This is a genomic window from Bradyrhizobium paxllaeri, from assembly GCF_001693515.2.
Classification (GTDB): Bacteria; Pseudomonadota; Alphaproteobacteria; order Rhizobiales; family Xanthobacteraceae; genus Bradyrhizobium; species Bradyrhizobium paxllaeri.
Genome location: NZ_CP042968.1, coordinates 6,707,660 through 6,723,749 on the forward strand (window position 1 = coordinate 6,707,660; position 16,090 = coordinate 6,723,749).

Sequence of the window (16,090 nt, forward strand, 5' to 3'; positions counted from 1 at the left end):
CGTCGCGATGATCAGCGCAGCGATCGGAGCATCGGCGCTGGCGGCCGATACGGTCGTGCTTCGCGTCGGCGACCAGAAGGGCGGCAACCGATCGCTGCTGGAGATTTCAGGCTACGCGAAGGATTTGCCCTACAAGATCGAATGGTCGGAATTTCCTGCCGCCGCGCCGATTCTCGAAGCGCTCAACGCAGGCGCGCTCGATGTCGGCTATACTGGCGACCTGTCGTTCCTGACCGTGTATGCCGCCGGCGCGCCGATCAAGGCCATCGGCGGTACCCGCTCTGATGCCAGGACGCAAGCGATCCTCGTCCGTCAGGACTCGCCGATCAAAGCCATCGCCGACCTCAAGGGCAAGCGGCTGGCCGGAACGCGTGGGGGCTGGGGCCAGTTCCTGATCGATGCGACGCTGGAGAAGGCCGGATACAAGATCGACGACGCGACCTTTGCGCCGCTCGGACCGGTGGACGCGAAGATCGCGCTGGTCGCGGGCTCGATCGACGCATGGGCGGTGTGGGAGCCCTACGTGTCTTACGCGACACTGAAGGACAATGCGCGGATCGTTGCCAACGGCGAAGGCCTCACGCCCACCGTCACCTTCATCGTGGCATCAGACAGCGCCATCGCTACCAAGCGCGCGGCCGTACAGGATCTCGTGCAACGGCTCAACAAGGCGCGGCTGTGGTCGCTCGATCATCTGCCCGAATATGCGAAGAACACTGCCGAGCTCACGAAACTGCCCGAAGACGTGCTGCTCAGCGCCTACAAGGCGCAACGCACCAGCCCGATCGCGATCGACGAAAACATCAAGGAAGTTCAGGAAGCATCCGACCGCGCCACGCGCTACGGGATTCTCTCGAAGAAGCTCGACATCAACAAGGCCGTGGATCGGAGTTTCACCGCGGCAGCAAATTCCAACTAGCACTGACAGAGCGAGGCGGCGTGATCGCGTCGCCTCGTTCCATCAGGACCTCTAGCCCGCAGCCACCTTCGCCGCCGGCGCAACGTTGACCGCCAGCTTGCCGTAGCGATCCCTGAATGCCTCGGTGTCGATCTCCTCGAGCTGGATCGCGCCGCTCAGCACGCCCTTCTTCCACGCCTCATGTTCGGGATCGTGTTCGAATTCCGGCATCACTTCCTTGGCGAACAGTTCAAGCGACTCGCAGATATGCTCGTGAGTGTTTTTGCCGGCCTGGTTGAGCAGGATCACCTGATCGATATGGGAGGTGCGGAAGCGCCGCAGCTTTTTGCGGATCGTCTGCGGCGATCCGATCAGGCCGCCACGTAGCGCCGCCTCCTGCGCTTCCGGGTTGTCCCGCTTCCACTTGTTGTACTCGTCCCACATGTTGACCGTGCCGGGATCGGGGCGCTGGCGGTTCTGCGACTGTCCGTAATAGCGCAGCGCGAACTGGAAGAAGGTGGCGCCGTCGGCGCGGCGGCGTGCCTCCTCATCGGTCTCGGCGCACATGAAGAACGACACCAGCGCCATGTTCGGATTGATCTCGTAGTCGGCTAGCTTCTTCAGCCGCTTGGTGATTGCGTTGTAATAGGCATGTACCCAGGCATGCGCCGCGTCCGCGCTGACGAACTGGAAGCCGAGCGCGCCAAAGCCGTTCTCGCCCGCGCGTTCGATGGTCGGAAGTTGCGAGCACGCCATCCACAACGGCGGATGCGGCTTTTGCACCGGTTTCGGCACCACGTTGCGCAAGGGGATGTCGAAATATTTGCCGTGATGCTCGGTGCCCACTTTCGTGAACATCGGGAAGATCGCTGCAACAGCCTCCTCGAACACCTCGCGCTTGGTTTCCATGTCGCGGCCGAACGGCGTCAGTTCGGTGATGGAGGCGCTCTCGCCCATCCCGAATTCGCAACGGCCGTTGCTGAGGAGATCGAGCACTGCGACGCGCTCGGCGACGCGCGCGGGATGATTTGTCGTGAGCTGGAAAATGCCGTGGCCGAGCCGGATGTTCTTGGTTCGCTGGCTGGCCGCGGCGAGGAAGGATTCCGGCGCGGGCGAATGCGAGTATTCTTCGAGGAAATGATGTTCCACAACCCAGGCGTAGTCATAACCGAGCCGGTCCGCGGTCTCGAGCTGTGTCAGCGCATTCTGGTAGAGCCGGAGCTCGTCGTCCTCCTGCCAGGGGCGCGGCAGTTGCAGCTCGTAGAAGATTCCGAATTTCATGACGCCGCTCCCAAGGACTGCTTTGTTGTTTTCAGACAGTGTATTCTCCGCAAATCGCAAGTCCAGCCTTGGTAGAGAAATGGCAATTCCGCGCCACGGAAGTTGTCTTGCATGGAACGCGCGAATGGTTAGCTTACGCGTATGTTGAGTCGCGGCCTTCCGCCCGCTCTTCGCTCCATCCGGACCCCATGAGCACGTTCACGCCGCATCAGGATTCCGCGCTGAAGGCCGTTGCCGACTGGTTGAAGGCAAAGCCCGGCCGCAACGGCACGCCGCCTGTCTTCCGCCTGTTCGGCTATGCCGGCACCGGCAAGACCACGCTGGCGCGCCACATCGCCGAAGGCGTCGACGGCGGAGTGAAGTATGCGGCCTTCACCGGCAAGGCGGCGCTGGTGATGCGCAACAAGGGTTGCGACAACGCCTCCACGATCCACTCGCTGATCTACCGCGCCAAGGAATCCGGCGTCGAGCAGCCGAGCTTCGAATTGTGGGACGACGCGCCAGCTTCGAAGGCAAAACTGATCGTGATCGACGAATGTTCGATGGTCGACGCCGAACTCGGCCGCGACCTGATGTCGTTCGACTGCCCGCTGCTCGTGCTCGGCGATCCCGCGCAGTTGCCGCCGATCCAGGGCGGCGGTTTCTTCACCAATTGCGAGCCCGACGCGATGCTGACGGAAGTGCATCGCCAGGCGCAGGACGACCCGATCGTGCGGATGTCGATGGACATCCGCGAGGGCCGCGAGCTCGAAATCGGCCGCCATGGCGAGAGCGAGGTGGTGCCGCGCAGCGAGCTCGATCCGGACCGCGTGATGAGCGCCGATCAGGTTCTGGTCGGCCGCAACAACACCCGCCGCGCCTACAACATGCGGGTGCGCCAGAAGCAGCATATCGAGGATCCACTGCCGGTCGCGGGCGACAAGCTGGTCTGCCTGCGCAACAACCGCAAGAAGGGTCTGTTCAATGGCGGGCTGTGGCGGGTGAAATCGCGCACCCAGCCGCGCGCGAAATCACAGATATTGAGCATGCGGCTTTCGCCCGACGAAGAGTTCGGCCACAAGGTCACCAAGGTCTCGGTGCGCCAGGATTGCTTCGAAGGCGGCATCGAGGCGATCCCGTGGGAGCAGCGCAAGCCCTATGACGAGTTCGACTACGGCTATGTGCTGACGGTGCACAAGTCGCAGGGCTCGCAATGGGACGATGTCGTGCTGTTCGACGAGAGCTTTGCGTTCCAGGACAGCCGGGCACGGTGGCTCTACACGGGGATTACGCGCGCGGCGAAAAGGCTGAGCGTGGTGGTGTGACGGAGCCTCCTCCGTCATTGCGAGCGAAGCGAAGCAATCCATAGCCCGCTTGTGGAGGCATGGATTGCTTCGTCGCTAGCGCTCCTCGCAATGACGGCGCTATGCCTATTTCTTCTCCGCCACGAAGTAGAAATCCTCGCGCCCCGGCAGTGAGCCGTAGGTGAACGGCTGTTGCGTGCGGTTGGTGGCCTTCCAGACGTCATCGCGGACGATGTCGAACAGTTTTCGTACTTCGATCCTCGGTTCCTTGATGACGCGGGCGAGCACCGTGGCGAACGGGCTGTTGGCGGAATCGCCGTCGAGCGCGGTCTCGCCGTGCTTGGCGGCGTAGACCACCATGAAGCCGGCTTCCGGTTCGATGTTGGAAAAGCCGCGATTGACCAGCTTTAGCGCGATCGTGCGCTGCATGGTCTTTTCAAAGGGATTGTCGCGGCAGGCGTCGAGCATCACCAGCCGCAACTTTTTCGCACCCGCAACCGCCGCAATCACCTGTTCGAGCGCAACCGCCTGCGTCTCCGCGTCACTATCGGCCTTGAGCCTCGCATCGACCGGGATCAGGTAATTCACGCCGCCGATTTCCATGCCGTGGCCGGCATAATAGACCACGGCCCAATCCGCCTTTTCGGCCTCCTGGCCGAATTCGTGCAGCGAGGCGAAGAATTTGTCCCGGCCGAGATCGGACGCCAGCGTCACCGTGGCAAAGCCGAGTTCGCGAAAGGTCGAGGCGATCAGCTTGGCGTCGCGCGACGGGTTATCCAGCGGCGGCACGTTCTTGTAGGCGCCGTTGCCGACGATCAGCGCGACCTTGCGCGGCCCGGCCGGTAACGGTGCCGCCTTGCCCGCGGGCGACGGTGCGACCGCGCCCAACAAGGCTTCCAGCCGCTCCTTGGCGACCGCGCGCGCAAACGTGGTGTCGATGTCCTCGCGCTTCGCGGCTACGGCAGTGGCGGCGTAGCGATAGTCGGCGCGTGCGGCGCCGAGGTTTCGGCGTTTCTCGAACAGCTGGCCGCGGCCGACATAGGCGCGGACATAGTTCGGATTGATCTTGAGCACCTGGTTGTAATCGTTGAGCGCAGCGTCGAGATTGCCCTTGCCGAGATAGGCGTTGCCGCGGCTGGTCAGCGCATAGACGTTGTTCGGTGAATTCGCCAGCGCGGTGTTGCAGTCGGCGAGCGCGTCATCGAACCGGCCCATGCCGATGTAGGTAATGCACCGGTAGGCCGGAACCTGCGGGCCGTCGGGATTGACCTTCTGCGCTTCGGCGAAGTCGGCGAGCGAGGCGTCGTACTGCTTCATCAACCCTTGCAGGCGGCCCCGGTTGTAATGATGCAGATAGCGGCTCTGATCGTTGAAGATATGCTTGACCGCCAGGTTGAACTCGTCGAGGGCGCGCTGCAGCTCTCCCCTGCGCATGAAGATCAGGCCGCGGTTGTTGTAAGCGCTGCCGTAGGTCGGACGCAGTTGCAGGCACAGGTCGTAGTCGGCGAGCGCACGTTCGTCGTCACCCTTGTAGCTGTAGGCAATGCCGCGGGCGTTGATGACGTTGATATTCTGGGGCGCGATCTCGTGGGCTGCGCTGAACGCCACGATCGCGCCATCGTAATCGCGTTTCTTCATCAGGGAGTCGCCACGGTACCAGAAGGCGGCTCCCCGGGAGGGGCCGGTGATTTTGTCGTCGGCGATCACGCTCTCGCAGGCGGCGAGGCGCGCCACCGGTTCCGCCGTGGAATTCCGGCAGGTGTCGATATCGCCTGCGGCCCGCGCGGGGCCGGCGGCGGCCAGCATGACAAGACCCATCAACAAGGCCCGCGACATCGGCAAAACGCTCCCGCACATGGATTTTGGTCGCAGCGCGCGACCATCGGTTCATAGTGAAAAGGGCGGACCGCATCGGTCAAGCGCGGCCAATCGCCCTGCCTTAAGGCCTTGCGCTGGCATCGCTTTATTCACGAACTCGTGTGACGCGCGCCGTAACAATATCGGCCCGGCGCCGTATCTTGGGCGTCGGCGAGAATCTGAGCCGATTTGCGAAATGCCGGTCCCGCTCTAGACTGCCCCCAACCAATGCCGAAAGAGGAAACCATGTCCCCTCGCCATTTCAGCCGCCTCTCGCTGTGCGCAGCCGCCATCGGCGCGCTGGCTGTCGCAGCGTTCTCCGTCGGGCCTTCGCGCGCCGCCGAGGAAGCCGTCGTCATTCCGCCCCCCGCCGTCGACGTTCAGCCGGCCGACGGCATCCAGACCGCGGTCATCGCCGGCGGCTGCTTCTGGGGTGTGCAGGGCGTGTATCAGCACACCGCCGGCGTGCTCAACGCGGTGTCCGGCTATTCCGGCGGCAGCAAGATGACCGCGAACTACACCATGATCGGCACCGGCACGACCGGCCACGCCGAGGCCGTCGAGATCAAGTACGATCCGAAGAAGATCAGCTATGGCAAGATCCTGCAGATCTTTTTCTCCGTCGTGCACGATCCGACCCAGTTGAACCGCCAGGGGCCGGATGTCGGCACGCAATATCGCTCGGCGATCTTCACCGCCAATGACGAGCAGAAGAAGGTGGCCGAAGCCTATATCGCCCAGCTCAACGCCGCCAAGGTCTACAAGAAGCCGATCGTGACCAAGGTCGGCCCGCTGCAGGCGTTCTATGCGGCGGAAGACTATCACCAGGACTACCTGACGCTGCACCCCACCCAGCCCTATATTGTCTTCAACGACATCCCGAAGATCGAGAACCTGAAGAAGATCTTTGCGGACAGCTACATCGAGAAGCCGACGCTGGTGAGCAGTGCGAAGGCTACCAACTAAGGAGACTCCATGTCCGACACCAAAACTTCCGGCAAGGTCGTCAAGAGCGAGGCCGAGTGGCGCAAGGAATTGACGCCGATGCAGTACGCCGTGCTGCGCGAGAAGGCGACCGAGCGGCCGTTCTCGGGCGAATATGAGCACGAGCATCGCAAGGGCACCTATACCTGCGCCGGCTGCGGCCAGACGTTGTTCGAATCCGACGCCAAGTTCGATTCCGGCTGCGGCTGGCCGAGTTTCACCGCGCCCGCCGTAGACAGCCATGTCGACGAGGAGCGCGATGTCAGCCACGGCATGATCCGCACCGAGGTGTTGTGCTCGAAATGCGACGGTCATCTCGGCCACGTCTTCCCCGATGGCCCCGGCCCGACCGGCCTGCGCTACTGCATCAATTCGGCGGCGTTGAAGCTGCAGCCGAAATAGTTTCAGTAACACTCGAACGTGTTCCAATCCCCGTGCGACCAAGGGCTGGTCGCACGGGGCTTTTGTTTGGTGGGAAGTTTCCCCGGTTGTCCCGGCGCAAACGAGGAAAAATTTGAAAATGCCGATTTCCAAACGCCTGCTGCTCGGTCTCGGGCTTGCCACCTTCATCATGGAGAGCGTTGTGATTCAGCCTGCCCTCGCCGCCGACAAGGTCTCCCTGTTCAAGGTCATCACCACCAGGGACGAGATCGTGATCGGGATCAGCGAAGGCGATCTCGCCCAGATCGAGGGCCAGAATGCCGGCGGCGTTGCCAAGATGCTGGTCGCCAAGGGCTCGATGAGCGTGTGGCAATACGCGGTGCGCAAGAACGCCGGCGGCGATCTCGAACAGTCGCCGCTGCACAAGATCGGCCTGATCGCCAGCGATAGCCTCCGCGTCGAGCCTTATGCGACGCCGCTGAAGGTGCTGCCGATCGACGAGAGCAAGAAATGACGACGTAGTCGTCATTCCGGGATGGTCCGAAGGACCAGACCCGGAATCTCGGGATTCCGGGCTCGATGCTTCGCATCGCCCCGGAATGACGGTGTCCTACTAACCTTTTCCGGCGGATCGACCAACGACTCGCGGCCCGGAATATGCTTTGATCCGGGCTGCGGGAGCGTTTTTCTCGCTACCCGCGGGCCTTCGGAGCGCGCGTCATGACGCTTGGCACGATCCTCGTCATCATCCTGATCATCATCCTCCTGGGCGGCTTTTCCGGCCGCGTCAGGGGCTATGGCTACGGTTATGGCCATTCCGGCATGGGGCTCGTTGGCGTGATTTTGATCGTGCTCCTGATCCTGCTGCTACTCGGCAAAATCTAGGCCAATTAAGTCATTGAAATAACTTGATTAAATTTTTGTTCCCTGCAGCCATGCGTGGATTCATCATCACCCCCGATGTCGGGCTTCGGGGGTCGCATTTCCGTCAAAGAAGCTTATATTGGGCTCTGAAATGACGTGCACGGCGCGGCCCGCCACTGTGGCCCCACCGTCATCCAATCCCCATTGCTCACACGCGAGAGCCGAAAAAGATTGAGGTCACCGTCCATGCGTCCCTTCAGCTACAACACCGCCGCCGAACTCTTTCCCGCCGCGATCCGCAAGAAGAAGCGCGCCGGGTTTGCCTATCGGCGTTTCGGCACCGCGGCGGAAGCGGTTCGCTTCGCGATCGAGGAGTTGCCGGCGGATTCGCTGAATGGCGCCTACCTGCAGGTCGAGGAAGCCCGCTTCGACCAGAGCGGCATCCGCTCGCTCTATGAAAGCGAAGCCTTCCCGCTACCGCGCCGCCCGCGCCCGGCCGCCACCGAGGACAAGGCCGACGCGGCCTGAGTTTTTGGAAATTCAAACAGCGCGCCCCTGGAAATCATTTCCGGGGGCGTTTTTTATTGCCGTGGCTGCTTGTCGAGCCAGCGCCTGAGCATCCGCACGTTGCGGACGTTGGCACGGAACATGACGTCGAAGGCGTCGCCCGCCACTGGCACCAGGCCGACTGCGCCGTCGACCGCGACATTGGCGAGCATCCGCGCCGTGATGTGCCAGGGCGCCCCGAGCGCCCGCGCCTCGCGGACGATCCACAGCGAAATCGCCGTCGTGATGATATCGCCGATCACCGGGATCAGGCCGATCAGCCCGTCGATGCCGTAGCGGAAATTGGTGCCGGGCACGATGAAGGCGACGTCCAGAAGCTTTGCGATGGCGTCGAGCCGCGCGATCCGCTGCTCGCGCGTCAGCTCACCGAACGGATTGGCGGCGGAATGGCCGAAATCGAACCGCAAGCCCTCGAACTGCGTGTGCAGGTTCGCTTCGGGAAGTTCGCGCCCTTCCTGGTCGATGACCGGGCCGCGCCCGGCCGCGCGCGTCCGGGAGGATGGCCCGGAGCGTGACCGCGGTGGCGTATAGATATCGTCGTTTGACATGGTCATCAGATGGTAACGCGAATACGAGGTGCAAGTTGCGTCAAATTATCGCTTGTGACCTGTCGGCACCGACGGTCGCATGGTTCGAGATGCACGGCATTGCCGCACCCCTCACCTGGTCTCGGCCGTCATCCTGAAGGAGGTGCGCAAGCGCCGCCTCGGAGGATGCACCTCAGCCCCACTCTCTCACCATCATTGCGAGCGAAGCGAAGCAATCCATAGCGTCACACGCCAAAATGCGGATTGCTGCGGCTCCTCGCAATGACGGTGGATACAGCTTCGCGATCCCGCGACACGAATTGCCCGAGCTTGGCGGGAGAAATCTCCGAAATCCCGTCGGCCGCCCCTGACAGGATTTTCCTGACGTTTCCAGCTCAGGCACCATCCTAATATGTCGCACCGTTTGCGCGAGGCATGGGGGCGCAAACCGACCGGTTCACGGTCACCACAACGGTCGAAAGCACGAGGTGATGACAGGTGAGAAGACTAGCCCATCTTGCAGTTACATTCTTTCTAGCCATGGCGAGCGCGACTTTCGTGGCGTATTCGTTGGCCCACGTCGCGCACTACAATCTGGGAGTGCCCGGCTCTGCCCTTCGCGAGCAGGCCCTGATTTGCGCGGCTCTTATCTTTGGCCTCGTCACGATCGAATTTCTCGTAAGCAAGGAGTGAGCGGAGGTGAGCCGGCAATGAGGATCATCGATCTGGTTGTCGCGCTCATTTTCTTCGTCGCGAGCGCCGGCGTGGCCGCCTTCCTGATGGCGGCTTTCATCCACTACGGGCTGGGAGTTCCTCCTGCGGTACTGAGGCTCGACGCCCTTGTTTCCGCGGGCCTCGTCAGCCTTGTGCTTCTGATGACGACGATAAGGATCAATAGCGAAGATTAGCGGACGAACTTTTATCGACAAATCTGGTGCAGGACGGGGGCTCGAAATGTTCACCAGCAAAACGGTCAGCAAACCACCTCTGGCCTACTGCGTACCGTGTCTGGAACGGACGCCGCACCGTTACGAGCGGCTCGGCGTCAATGGCCAGCTTACATCCAGAGCCATCTGCCTGGTCTGCAACAACGACTCGCGTGAAGGCTTAGCGCGCCAAAAAACAGCCGACTCATCTCCATAAGCAACGTGGACGCTGTCCGGTGCGTCGAATTTCGGGGTGACAGTTGACAGGTTTTTCCTGACGCGCCGTCGCAGGATTGAGCCTTAGGATGGCGATTCGAGCGAGGTGTGTAACTTCCAGGGAGCGGGCGGTGGACCGAACGAATGACAAGTCTCTCCAGCAGCACCGGAGCAAGCAACTGTATGAACGTGCGTCTTTCTTCAAGCGCCTGGCGATTGGTGCAGCCGATCCGAAATTTTCAGCCAAGCTTCAGGCCTTGGTCGACGAGTATGAAAGCGAGGCCGCGCGAGCAAAGCTCGAAATAGAGCAGCCCGCAGCAGCGCAAGAGCCTGCCTATACCGACGGCACAGCGGAGCATCGCACCGGTTGAGGATTTCCCCGGCAGGCGCATAGTTCCGTCGTCTCTACGACCCCGACGATCGCGGCTTCAGGTATCCGGCATTGCTTGAACCCACAACATCAGCCAACGGCATGGCAACGCAACACGTCCCCGATGATATCAGGGACTTCATATTGAAGCACATTGCTTCGGTACCCCAGATTGAAGCACTTCTTCTTATCTGGTCGAATCCGGAGAAGCGCTGGCGCGTGTCGCAGATCGCGGCGCGCATCTATGCCGGCGAAACCGAAACCGCGAAAGCGCTCGAGGGACTTTGTGCCAACGGCTTACTGTCCCGCAAGGACGATGCTTTTGGCCTGAGCGCATCGGAAGAAAACACCGAAATGATTGGAAGACTGAAGGAAGCCTACGCGCGCCACCTCATCCCGGTGACAGATGTCATCCACGGCAAATCGCGAGGACCTCGCCCAACGGCAGAGACGCGCTTGCTTCGAAGGGATCGATGAAGTGCGAGCGATCAAGTCAAGCCCGGGCCCTGGGCACATCTCTGGCGCTGCGGCTGTTCGCGAGGCAGTCGGCCTCGCGGCGCTTCTGGCAGCCTTGTTCGTGGCGCAGCCGTCCTTCGCCCAGAAGCTATACCCCTACGAACCTCTGATGATGGACCCCTACTCGACCATCTATGTCAACGATGGCTCGTGTTCGGCAGGCAAGGTCCTGCGCGTGCAAGGTGCCCCTCGGAATCAGCGCCGGAAGAAGAGCTGCGTGCCGATGAGCGATCTACAGGCCGTTCAGCACCCCGGCTCCGCCAAGTAGCCGAGATCCGCACGGCGGCTAAAGCATGATCCGGAAAAGTGTGTAGCGGTTTTCCGAAAAGATCATGCTCAAACAAAAAGCTAAAGCGGGATGAAGATTCGAAGAAAAGTCATCACGCTTTAGCGCTCTCCGGGCGTCAGCGCGAGGCGTCTCAGTTTGGGGCGGCTAGCCAGCCCTGCTTGATGCCAAAGCGAACGATATCCGCGCGGCTGTGAAGTCCCTTCTTTTCGGAGGCTCGCGCCTTATAAGTCTCGACGCTCTTGACGCTCACCTCGAGCTGTCCGGCGATCTGCTTGTTGCTGAAGCCCTGAGCCACGAGCTTGAGCACATCCTCCTCGCGCCGCGACAGTTCACCGCCATCGCTCTCGCCCGGCAGCGCCAGTGCGGGCACATTCATTGCCACCTTCTCGGCGATCGCGGGATCGAGGTAGATATCACCTTGGTTGACCGCGCGAATGGCACGAAGCAATTCGTCTCCAGCCGATCGCTTCAACAAATACCCTTTGGCCCCCGCTTCGAGCACCGGGTGCACATACGCCCGATCTTCGTGGACCGTCAGCGCAATGATCTTTACGTCGGGGCACTGCCTGCCGACCTGACGCGCCAGCTCCATCCCGCTGATGTCAGGCAGCGAAAGATCGATGACCGCAATATCCGGCGAGGAATCACAAATCGCCTTCAGGCCTGTGGCTCCCGTGCTGGCTTCGCCGACAAGCTCGACTTCGGGCACGCCCTGCAGCAGCGCGCGGATGCCGGCAAGTACGACAGGATGATCGTCAACAAGTGCAATGCGAACGGGCGTCATTGGGCGATCTCCGCCTCTTCCAGGGGAATCTGAACAAAAATCGTACTTCCCTTTCCTGGCGCAGATTCGACCGCGATGGTGCCGTCGAGCAGCGCAACCCGTTCCTTCATGCCGGAAAGACCCAATCCCGACGTCCGGCCGCTGTCTGATGCAAGCCGGCCGACGTTCTCGGGGTCGAAGCCAATCCCATCATCCTCAATAACAAGCGCCAGCCCTTCGGACTTCTTCTCAAGCACGATGCTCACCTTGCTGGCGCTGGCGTGCTTCAGCACGTTGGTCAATCCCTCCTGAACCAATCGGTACAGGACAGCCGCCACGTCGGCAGGCAGCGAATTGTCACGCCCGACAGTCTGGATATCGACACGAACGCCGTAGCGCTCCTGCCACTCCGCAACGTAGGCTTCGATCGCCTTGAAGATGCCGAGATCATCGATGGCCGTCGGCCGCAGGTCCGAGGCCGTGCGATGGATGTCGCGGCCGATCTGCGCAGCGAGCTGTTCCAGCCACCGCACTTGCTCGGTCGCGGCCTGGCCGTTGCTGGCTTTGGTCAATCCCTGCTCGAGGGCTTTCAGTCCGAGAGATAACCCGGTCACCGTCTGCCCGATCTGATCGTGCAGTTCCCGTGAAATCCGGCGCTGCTCCTCTTCCTGCGCCGAAGCCAGGCGTCGAAGCAAGTGAGACCGTTCGGCCTCGGCGCGCTTGAGGATGTCGATGTCGGCCAGCACGCCGTGAATCACGTGACGCCGGTTGGGTGGCCCCTCCGCCCTCCCGGCCGCACGCAGCCAATATTCTCCCCGATCGTCCGACTGGATCGGAAACTCGACGCTGCTTGATCTGCCGCTCTCGATGCAGTCGGTGGCGAACGAAACCAGGGCAGCGCGATGCGGTGGCTCGACCAGCGCGAAGATGCGGTCTGCCGACCATCGGGTTTCTCCCGATCGCGCGCCCGCGAGGCCCAGAAGCGTGCGGAAGCGAGTGCAGCCGCTGAATTCGTTTGCGGATAGATCCCAGCGCCATGTCCCGAGTTCGGCCGCATCGATCGCAAGCGCCCCGCGCTTTTCGCTGTCCAGCAGCGCCGCCGCCGACTGAAGCGCCTCCATGCGCCGCCGCTGAGCAATTTCCCGGGCGATCACCAGACCGAGGGCAATGGCAAGGCCGACGCTCGCTGCCGTGCCACCGAACAAGAGGTTCAACGAGCGGAATACGGGCGCATTCAATTCCGACACCGGCACGCCGACATGGACCGACCACCCATCCGTGCCGGCGAGCACGCGGTGGACGGTTTCAACATCGACGCCTTCGCGCGTCTGGGTCCGGGGCGAGTTCGCGCCGCCGCGCGCCATGGCTTCCTGTACGGCGGGTGTCGTCGCGCCCGCCTTGCCGACTTTCGTGTCGGGCGTGCGCGCAACGATCTTCTCCCGGGCGTCAGCAACCGTGCCGGCCCATCCGACCGGCAATCCTGCCTGCGCGAGAATGGTGCCAATCTGGTCGGGCAACAGGCCGATCGTCAGGACGTAGCGGAGCTCACCATCCCTGATAACAGGGATGCGCAGCGACACGAGTTGCTTGCCGATGGCAGCTTGATAGGGCCCGAGGCCGCCGAGCACCGGCTTTCGTGTGCGAACAACGGCGTTGAAGCTTTCGGTGTCGGTTACCGGCCCGAGCGGGGTGCCGAGAGGCCGCAGCACATTCAGGACCTGCTCCTTATCCGGCTTCGTCAGCGCCGCAGTCTCCCATAGCGGACGGGCAGCTACGATCCGCGTTGCCTCGAGATAAAAATCCTGCAAATTGCCCCGATCGAGCGCAGCCGAGCTTGCAAGCGTTTCAGCCACCTGCATTTCCCGGGAGATCTCGCCCTCAATCCGGTGGGCGACTTGCGTCAGCGCCTCCGTAGCGGCCTCGCGAGCGTAGCTCCGTTCCTGATCGGCGGTGATGTAGGCCATCCATCCCCCGAGAAGCAGGACCGGGATGGCTGCCGTGAGAACGAGCGCCGCGAAAAGCCAGACGCCTTCCTTCGGCCGGCCTGAACCAGAGTAAAGCCTGCTGCCCAACTCCGCGATCACAGTCGCGCGCATATCTTCTTGCCGACAATAACGGACAACGCCATGCGCTCCTTTACGTTGAATTCCCGGATCGGATCAGTTCGCTCTTGTTCTGCCAAGCATCATATCGATGGGTACCGGTCAGGAAATTCCTGACGCCGGCAGCCATCAGTCGAAATGCAGGCCGCAGGAGAGTCGAGTAGCAGGGGCGGGCCATCACGTCGAATGTACCGGCTGCGGCGCGTCCGCGTATTTGTGCGCCAACCAGGACGACAGTGCCGCCGGCACCATGCCGACGAGGCCATAGAGCAAGAACTGCATGACGCCGGTATCCGGCCCGCGCGACCCATAGAGCAGCGACGATGCGGCAAAGCCGATGGCGGCGACGAACAGCAGCCGCACCACGGGAGAAATGCGCCTGACGTGATAGAGAATGTCGTCGATGGCGCCGACCATCAGCGCCGGCACGAGGCCGAACAGATAGCTGTACTGCAGCGTCTTGACGAAGGCGCCGAGAAACTTGGCGATCTCCGACCAGCTGGTGTCGGTCCAGTAGCCCGAAGCGACCGTGGTCGCGACCAGCATCAAGAACCCGCCGACGAGCGGACCGATAGCCCCGAAGATCAGATAGCGTTTCATGGCGACCTCTGCGTCGATTCCATGCAGTGGGAAACAAGCTGTCGAAGAAGCAAGGCCCTCCATCGGACCAGCCGCGCACGTTCGAAAACCGGACAGGATCCGATGTCTCACCACGCGCTTTGGCCGCGAGCAATTTCAAATCCGGTCAGGGGAGAGTCAAGAGGCCGTCAGCCTGCGCGATCGCAGCCGGATGGAGCCTCCGGGTCCGAGCGAATGCGCGCCCGATGACAGGCTCCGCGAAATCTGGAACCCCGTGCTCGCAGGATGAACGGATCGCTAGGCTGGTTGCTTCACTTTGCCCTTGGCGGCCGGGGCCGCGGCAGCCTCGCTGCTCTTTCCAAGGATCCGATCCGAGCCGAACCGGATCGTCCATTGCGCCACCGACAGTAGCAGGGTCTCATACACCGCTACACATTGTTCGAGTTCCCTGTCCGTGGATGGCGGACAGTTGGGCCGGTTGCGGACGATCATCGTCGTTGTCGACCAGCTCAGCCGGGCCGCCTTGCAGGCGACGATCAGGCCGTACACCCGGTCGGGCTCGAGCATGGGCTCGATGGCCTCGACCTTGACGTCGGCCTTCAGCGCCAGCGCTGCGACCACATGGGTGTATTCCCCCCTCACCGCAAACCGGTTCACGATGGAATCGTTCAGTTTGCCGGTGCGGTTGAGCGCGACGACCTCGTTCTGCGCCTTTGTATAATCGATCGCCTTGCGGGCCGATGCGGCCTGTCCGGCGGTCGCCGTAGCAGAGCCTTTCCGCGCGACAGGCCGCGACGCCGTCAGGAACCGGGCGCGGACCACGTCGGCGACCTTGTCGAGCAGCTCCCGCAGCAGGTTGCCTGGAATGTCCAGGCGAACGCCGAGCTTCTCCGCGAGGTGTTCGTCCTTCTCCGCCCGTCCGACCAGCGTCGCATAACCGCATTCGGAAAAGCGCGCACCGGCGTTCCGCGCCAGCGCGTTGGAGACGTTGACGTCGCCAAATCGCATCAAGGCGTCCGTCAGCGCCTCGTTGAGGGTCTTCCGGTCAGAGATCGCCAACAAATGCTGCTGGCTGCGGGTCTGGATGATCTCGAGGAGATCCTTTTCCGACAGACAGACGGAATGTCTCAGAACGTGCCCGGCGACCAGCGCGTTGTCATGAAAGGCCAGGTTGCGGATCGTCTGGCGCGGCGCCTGCTCGATGGCGCAGAGAGCTTCACTGAGCTGTTGCAAAGTCGCGGCTTCCACCCGCCCGACCAGTTGAGCGAGGACGCCATCGACGGCCCCGATCTGGGATTCACTCAGCCGATCGACACTGGAGAGAAAGAGGTCGGTGACCTCCTCCATCATTTGGGCGTCGTGCTCGGGTCCACCTTTTCGGCGCCGTTCAATTCCGCGCGCAGGTCAGACGATGCGGCAGGCATGGCTATGTCCGCTCCACCCGGATCGTCTCAGCGCAGCGCAACGCCTGCCGCAGCGGCCATTCCGCCGCGCGGATGGCCGGCGGCTTGATGGATGCATCGGCAGCGGAACGAACAAGCATGTGATGCCACCCGAAAGGCTGATTTCGGCAGCCCTTTAACCCCAACGAAAGCAATGCGGCGCGCGAGCAATAGCCTCTCATCGTACTCCAGGCTTCCCTAACGGGTGGTTGTTTCGGGGGTCGGTTTTTCCGCATTTGTACGGA

The 16,090-nt window shown here is 62.2% G+C and carries 17 protein-coding genes; 10 read left to right on the plus strand and 7 right to left on the minus strand.

Annotated elements, in window-relative coordinates:
• The first annotated feature begins 7 nt into the window (after positions 1–7).
• Positions 8–919 (plus strand): ABC transporter substrate-binding protein, encoded by a 912-nt coding sequence (locus tag LMTR21_RS31995; protein WP_246175934.1) that lies wholly within the window; start codon positions 8–10, stop codon positions 917–919.
• Positions 920–970: 51 nt separating this feature from the next.
• Here LMTR21_RS31995 and LMTR21_RS32000 read toward each other — a convergent pair whose 3' ends face one another.
• On the minus strand, positions 971–2,179 hold the full coding sequence (locus LMTR21_RS32000) for an LLM class flavin-dependent oxidoreductase (RefSeq protein WP_065753339.1): 1,209 nt from the start codon (positions 2,177–2,179) through the stop codon (positions 971–973).
• 188 nt (positions 2,180–2,367) lie between these two features.
• Between LMTR21_RS32000 and LMTR21_RS32005 the strand changes: the two genes are divergently transcribed.
• Positions 2,368–3,483, plus strand: a complete 1,116-nt coding sequence (locus LMTR21_RS32005; protein ID WP_065753340.1) for an ATP-dependent DNA helicase — start codon at positions 2,368–2,370, stop codon at positions 3,481–3,483.
• A 105-nt stretch (positions 3,484–3,588) separates the two neighbouring features.
• On the opposite strand, the gene LMTR21_RS32010 is transcribed toward LMTR21_RS32005, so the two are convergent.
• Positions 3,589–5,298 carry a caspase family protein gene (locus LMTR21_RS32010; protein ID WP_065753341.1) on the minus strand — a complete coding sequence of 570 codons (1,710 nt, stop codon included), beginning with the start codon at positions 5,296–5,298 and terminating at the stop codon, positions 3,589–3,591.
• A gap of 267 nt (positions 5,299–5,565) precedes the next feature.
• Between LMTR21_RS32010 and msrA the strand changes: the two genes are divergently transcribed.
• The 5 genes from msrA (at position 5,566) to LMTR21_RS32035 (ending at position 8,076) form a co-directional block, all read left to right on the plus strand.
• Positions 5,566–6,285, plus strand: a complete 720-nt coding sequence (gene msrA, locus LMTR21_RS32015) for a peptide-methionine (S)-S-oxide reductase MsrA (protein WP_065753580.1) — start codon at positions 5,566–5,568, stop codon at positions 6,283–6,285.
• Positions 6,286–6,294: 9 nt separating this feature from the next.
• Positions 6,295–6,705, plus strand: coding sequence for a peptide-methionine (R)-S-oxide reductase MsrB (gene msrB, locus LMTR21_RS32020; protein WP_065753342.1), 411 nt, complete (start codon positions 6,295–6,297; stop codon positions 6,703–6,705).
• Between the two features lie 118 nt (positions 6,706–6,823).
• A complete protein-coding gene (locus tag LMTR21_RS32025; protein ID WP_065753343.1) occupies positions 6,824–7,198 on the plus strand; it encodes a hypothetical protein in 375 nt (124 codons plus the stop codon).
• Positions 7,199–7,404: 206 nt separating this feature from the next.
• Positions 7,405–7,569: a DUF3309 family protein gene (locus tag LMTR21_RS32030; protein WP_065753344.1), complete on the plus strand. Its 165-nt coding sequence runs from the start codon at positions 7,405–7,407 to the stop codon at positions 7,567–7,569.
• A 225-nt stretch (positions 7,570–7,794) separates the two neighbouring features.
• A complete protein-coding gene (locus LMTR21_RS32035) occupies positions 7,795–8,076 on the plus strand; it encodes a hypothetical protein (protein ID WP_057836034.1) in 282 nt (93 codons plus the stop codon).
• A gap of 53 nt (positions 8,077–8,129) precedes the next feature.
• Here the strand turns inward: LMTR21_RS32035 and LMTR21_RS32040 are convergent, their stop codons facing one another.
• A complete protein-coding gene (locus LMTR21_RS32040; protein WP_141688331.1) occupies positions 8,130–8,669 on the minus strand; it encodes a DUF4112 domain-containing protein in 540 nt (179 codons plus the stop codon).
• Positions 8,670–9,352: 683 nt separating this feature from the next.
• Between LMTR21_RS32040 and LMTR21_RS32045 the strand changes: the two genes are divergently transcribed.
• The 3 genes from LMTR21_RS32045 to LMTR21_RS32055 all read left to right on the plus strand — a co-directional run bounded on the left by LMTR21_RS32045 (position 9,353) and on the right by LMTR21_RS32055 (position 10,631).
• On the plus strand, positions 9,353–9,550 hold the full coding sequence (locus tag LMTR21_RS32045; RefSeq protein WP_141688332.1) for a hypothetical protein: 198 nt from the start codon (positions 9,353–9,355) through the stop codon (positions 9,548–9,550).
• Between the two features lie 365 nt (positions 9,551–9,915).
• On the plus strand, positions 9,916–10,155 hold the full coding sequence (locus tag LMTR21_RS32050) for a hypothetical protein (RefSeq protein WP_065753346.1): 240 nt from the start codon (positions 9,916–9,918) through the stop codon (positions 10,153–10,155).
• A gap of 71 nt (positions 10,156–10,226) precedes the next feature.
• Positions 10,227–10,631: a hypothetical protein gene (locus tag LMTR21_RS32055; RefSeq protein ID WP_141688333.1), complete on the plus strand. Its 405-nt coding sequence runs from the start codon at positions 10,227–10,229 to the stop codon at positions 10,629–10,631.
• 458 nt (positions 10,632–11,089) lie between these two features.
• On the opposite strand, the gene LMTR21_RS32060 is transcribed toward LMTR21_RS32055, so the two are convergent.
• The 4 genes from LMTR21_RS32060 to LMTR21_RS32075 all read right to left on the minus strand — a co-directional run bounded on the left by LMTR21_RS32060 (position 11,090) and on the right by LMTR21_RS32075 (position 15,750).
• Entirely contained in the window at positions 11,090–11,743 is a 654-nt protein-coding gene (locus LMTR21_RS32060; RefSeq protein ID WP_065753348.1) for a response regulator, read from the minus strand.
• Entirely contained in the window at positions 11,740–13,818 is a 2,079-nt protein-coding gene (locus LMTR21_RS32065) for a sensor histidine kinase (RefSeq protein ID WP_084030636.1), read from the minus strand. Before LMTR21_RS32065 ends, LMTR21_RS32060 begins: the two co-directional genes overlap by 4 nt.
• Positions 13,819–14,001: 183 nt before the next feature.
• Positions 14,002–14,424 (minus strand): DUF5413 family protein, encoded by a 423-nt coding sequence (locus tag LMTR21_RS32070; RefSeq protein WP_065753349.1) that lies wholly within the window; start codon positions 14,422–14,424, stop codon positions 14,002–14,004.
• A gap of 276 nt (positions 14,425–14,700) precedes the next feature.
• Positions 14,701–15,750, minus strand: coding sequence for a DUF2336 domain-containing protein (locus tag LMTR21_RS32075; protein ID WP_246174564.1), 1,050 nt, complete (start codon positions 15,748–15,750; stop codon positions 14,701–14,703).
• Between the last annotated feature and the right edge of the window lie 340 nt (positions 15,751–16,090).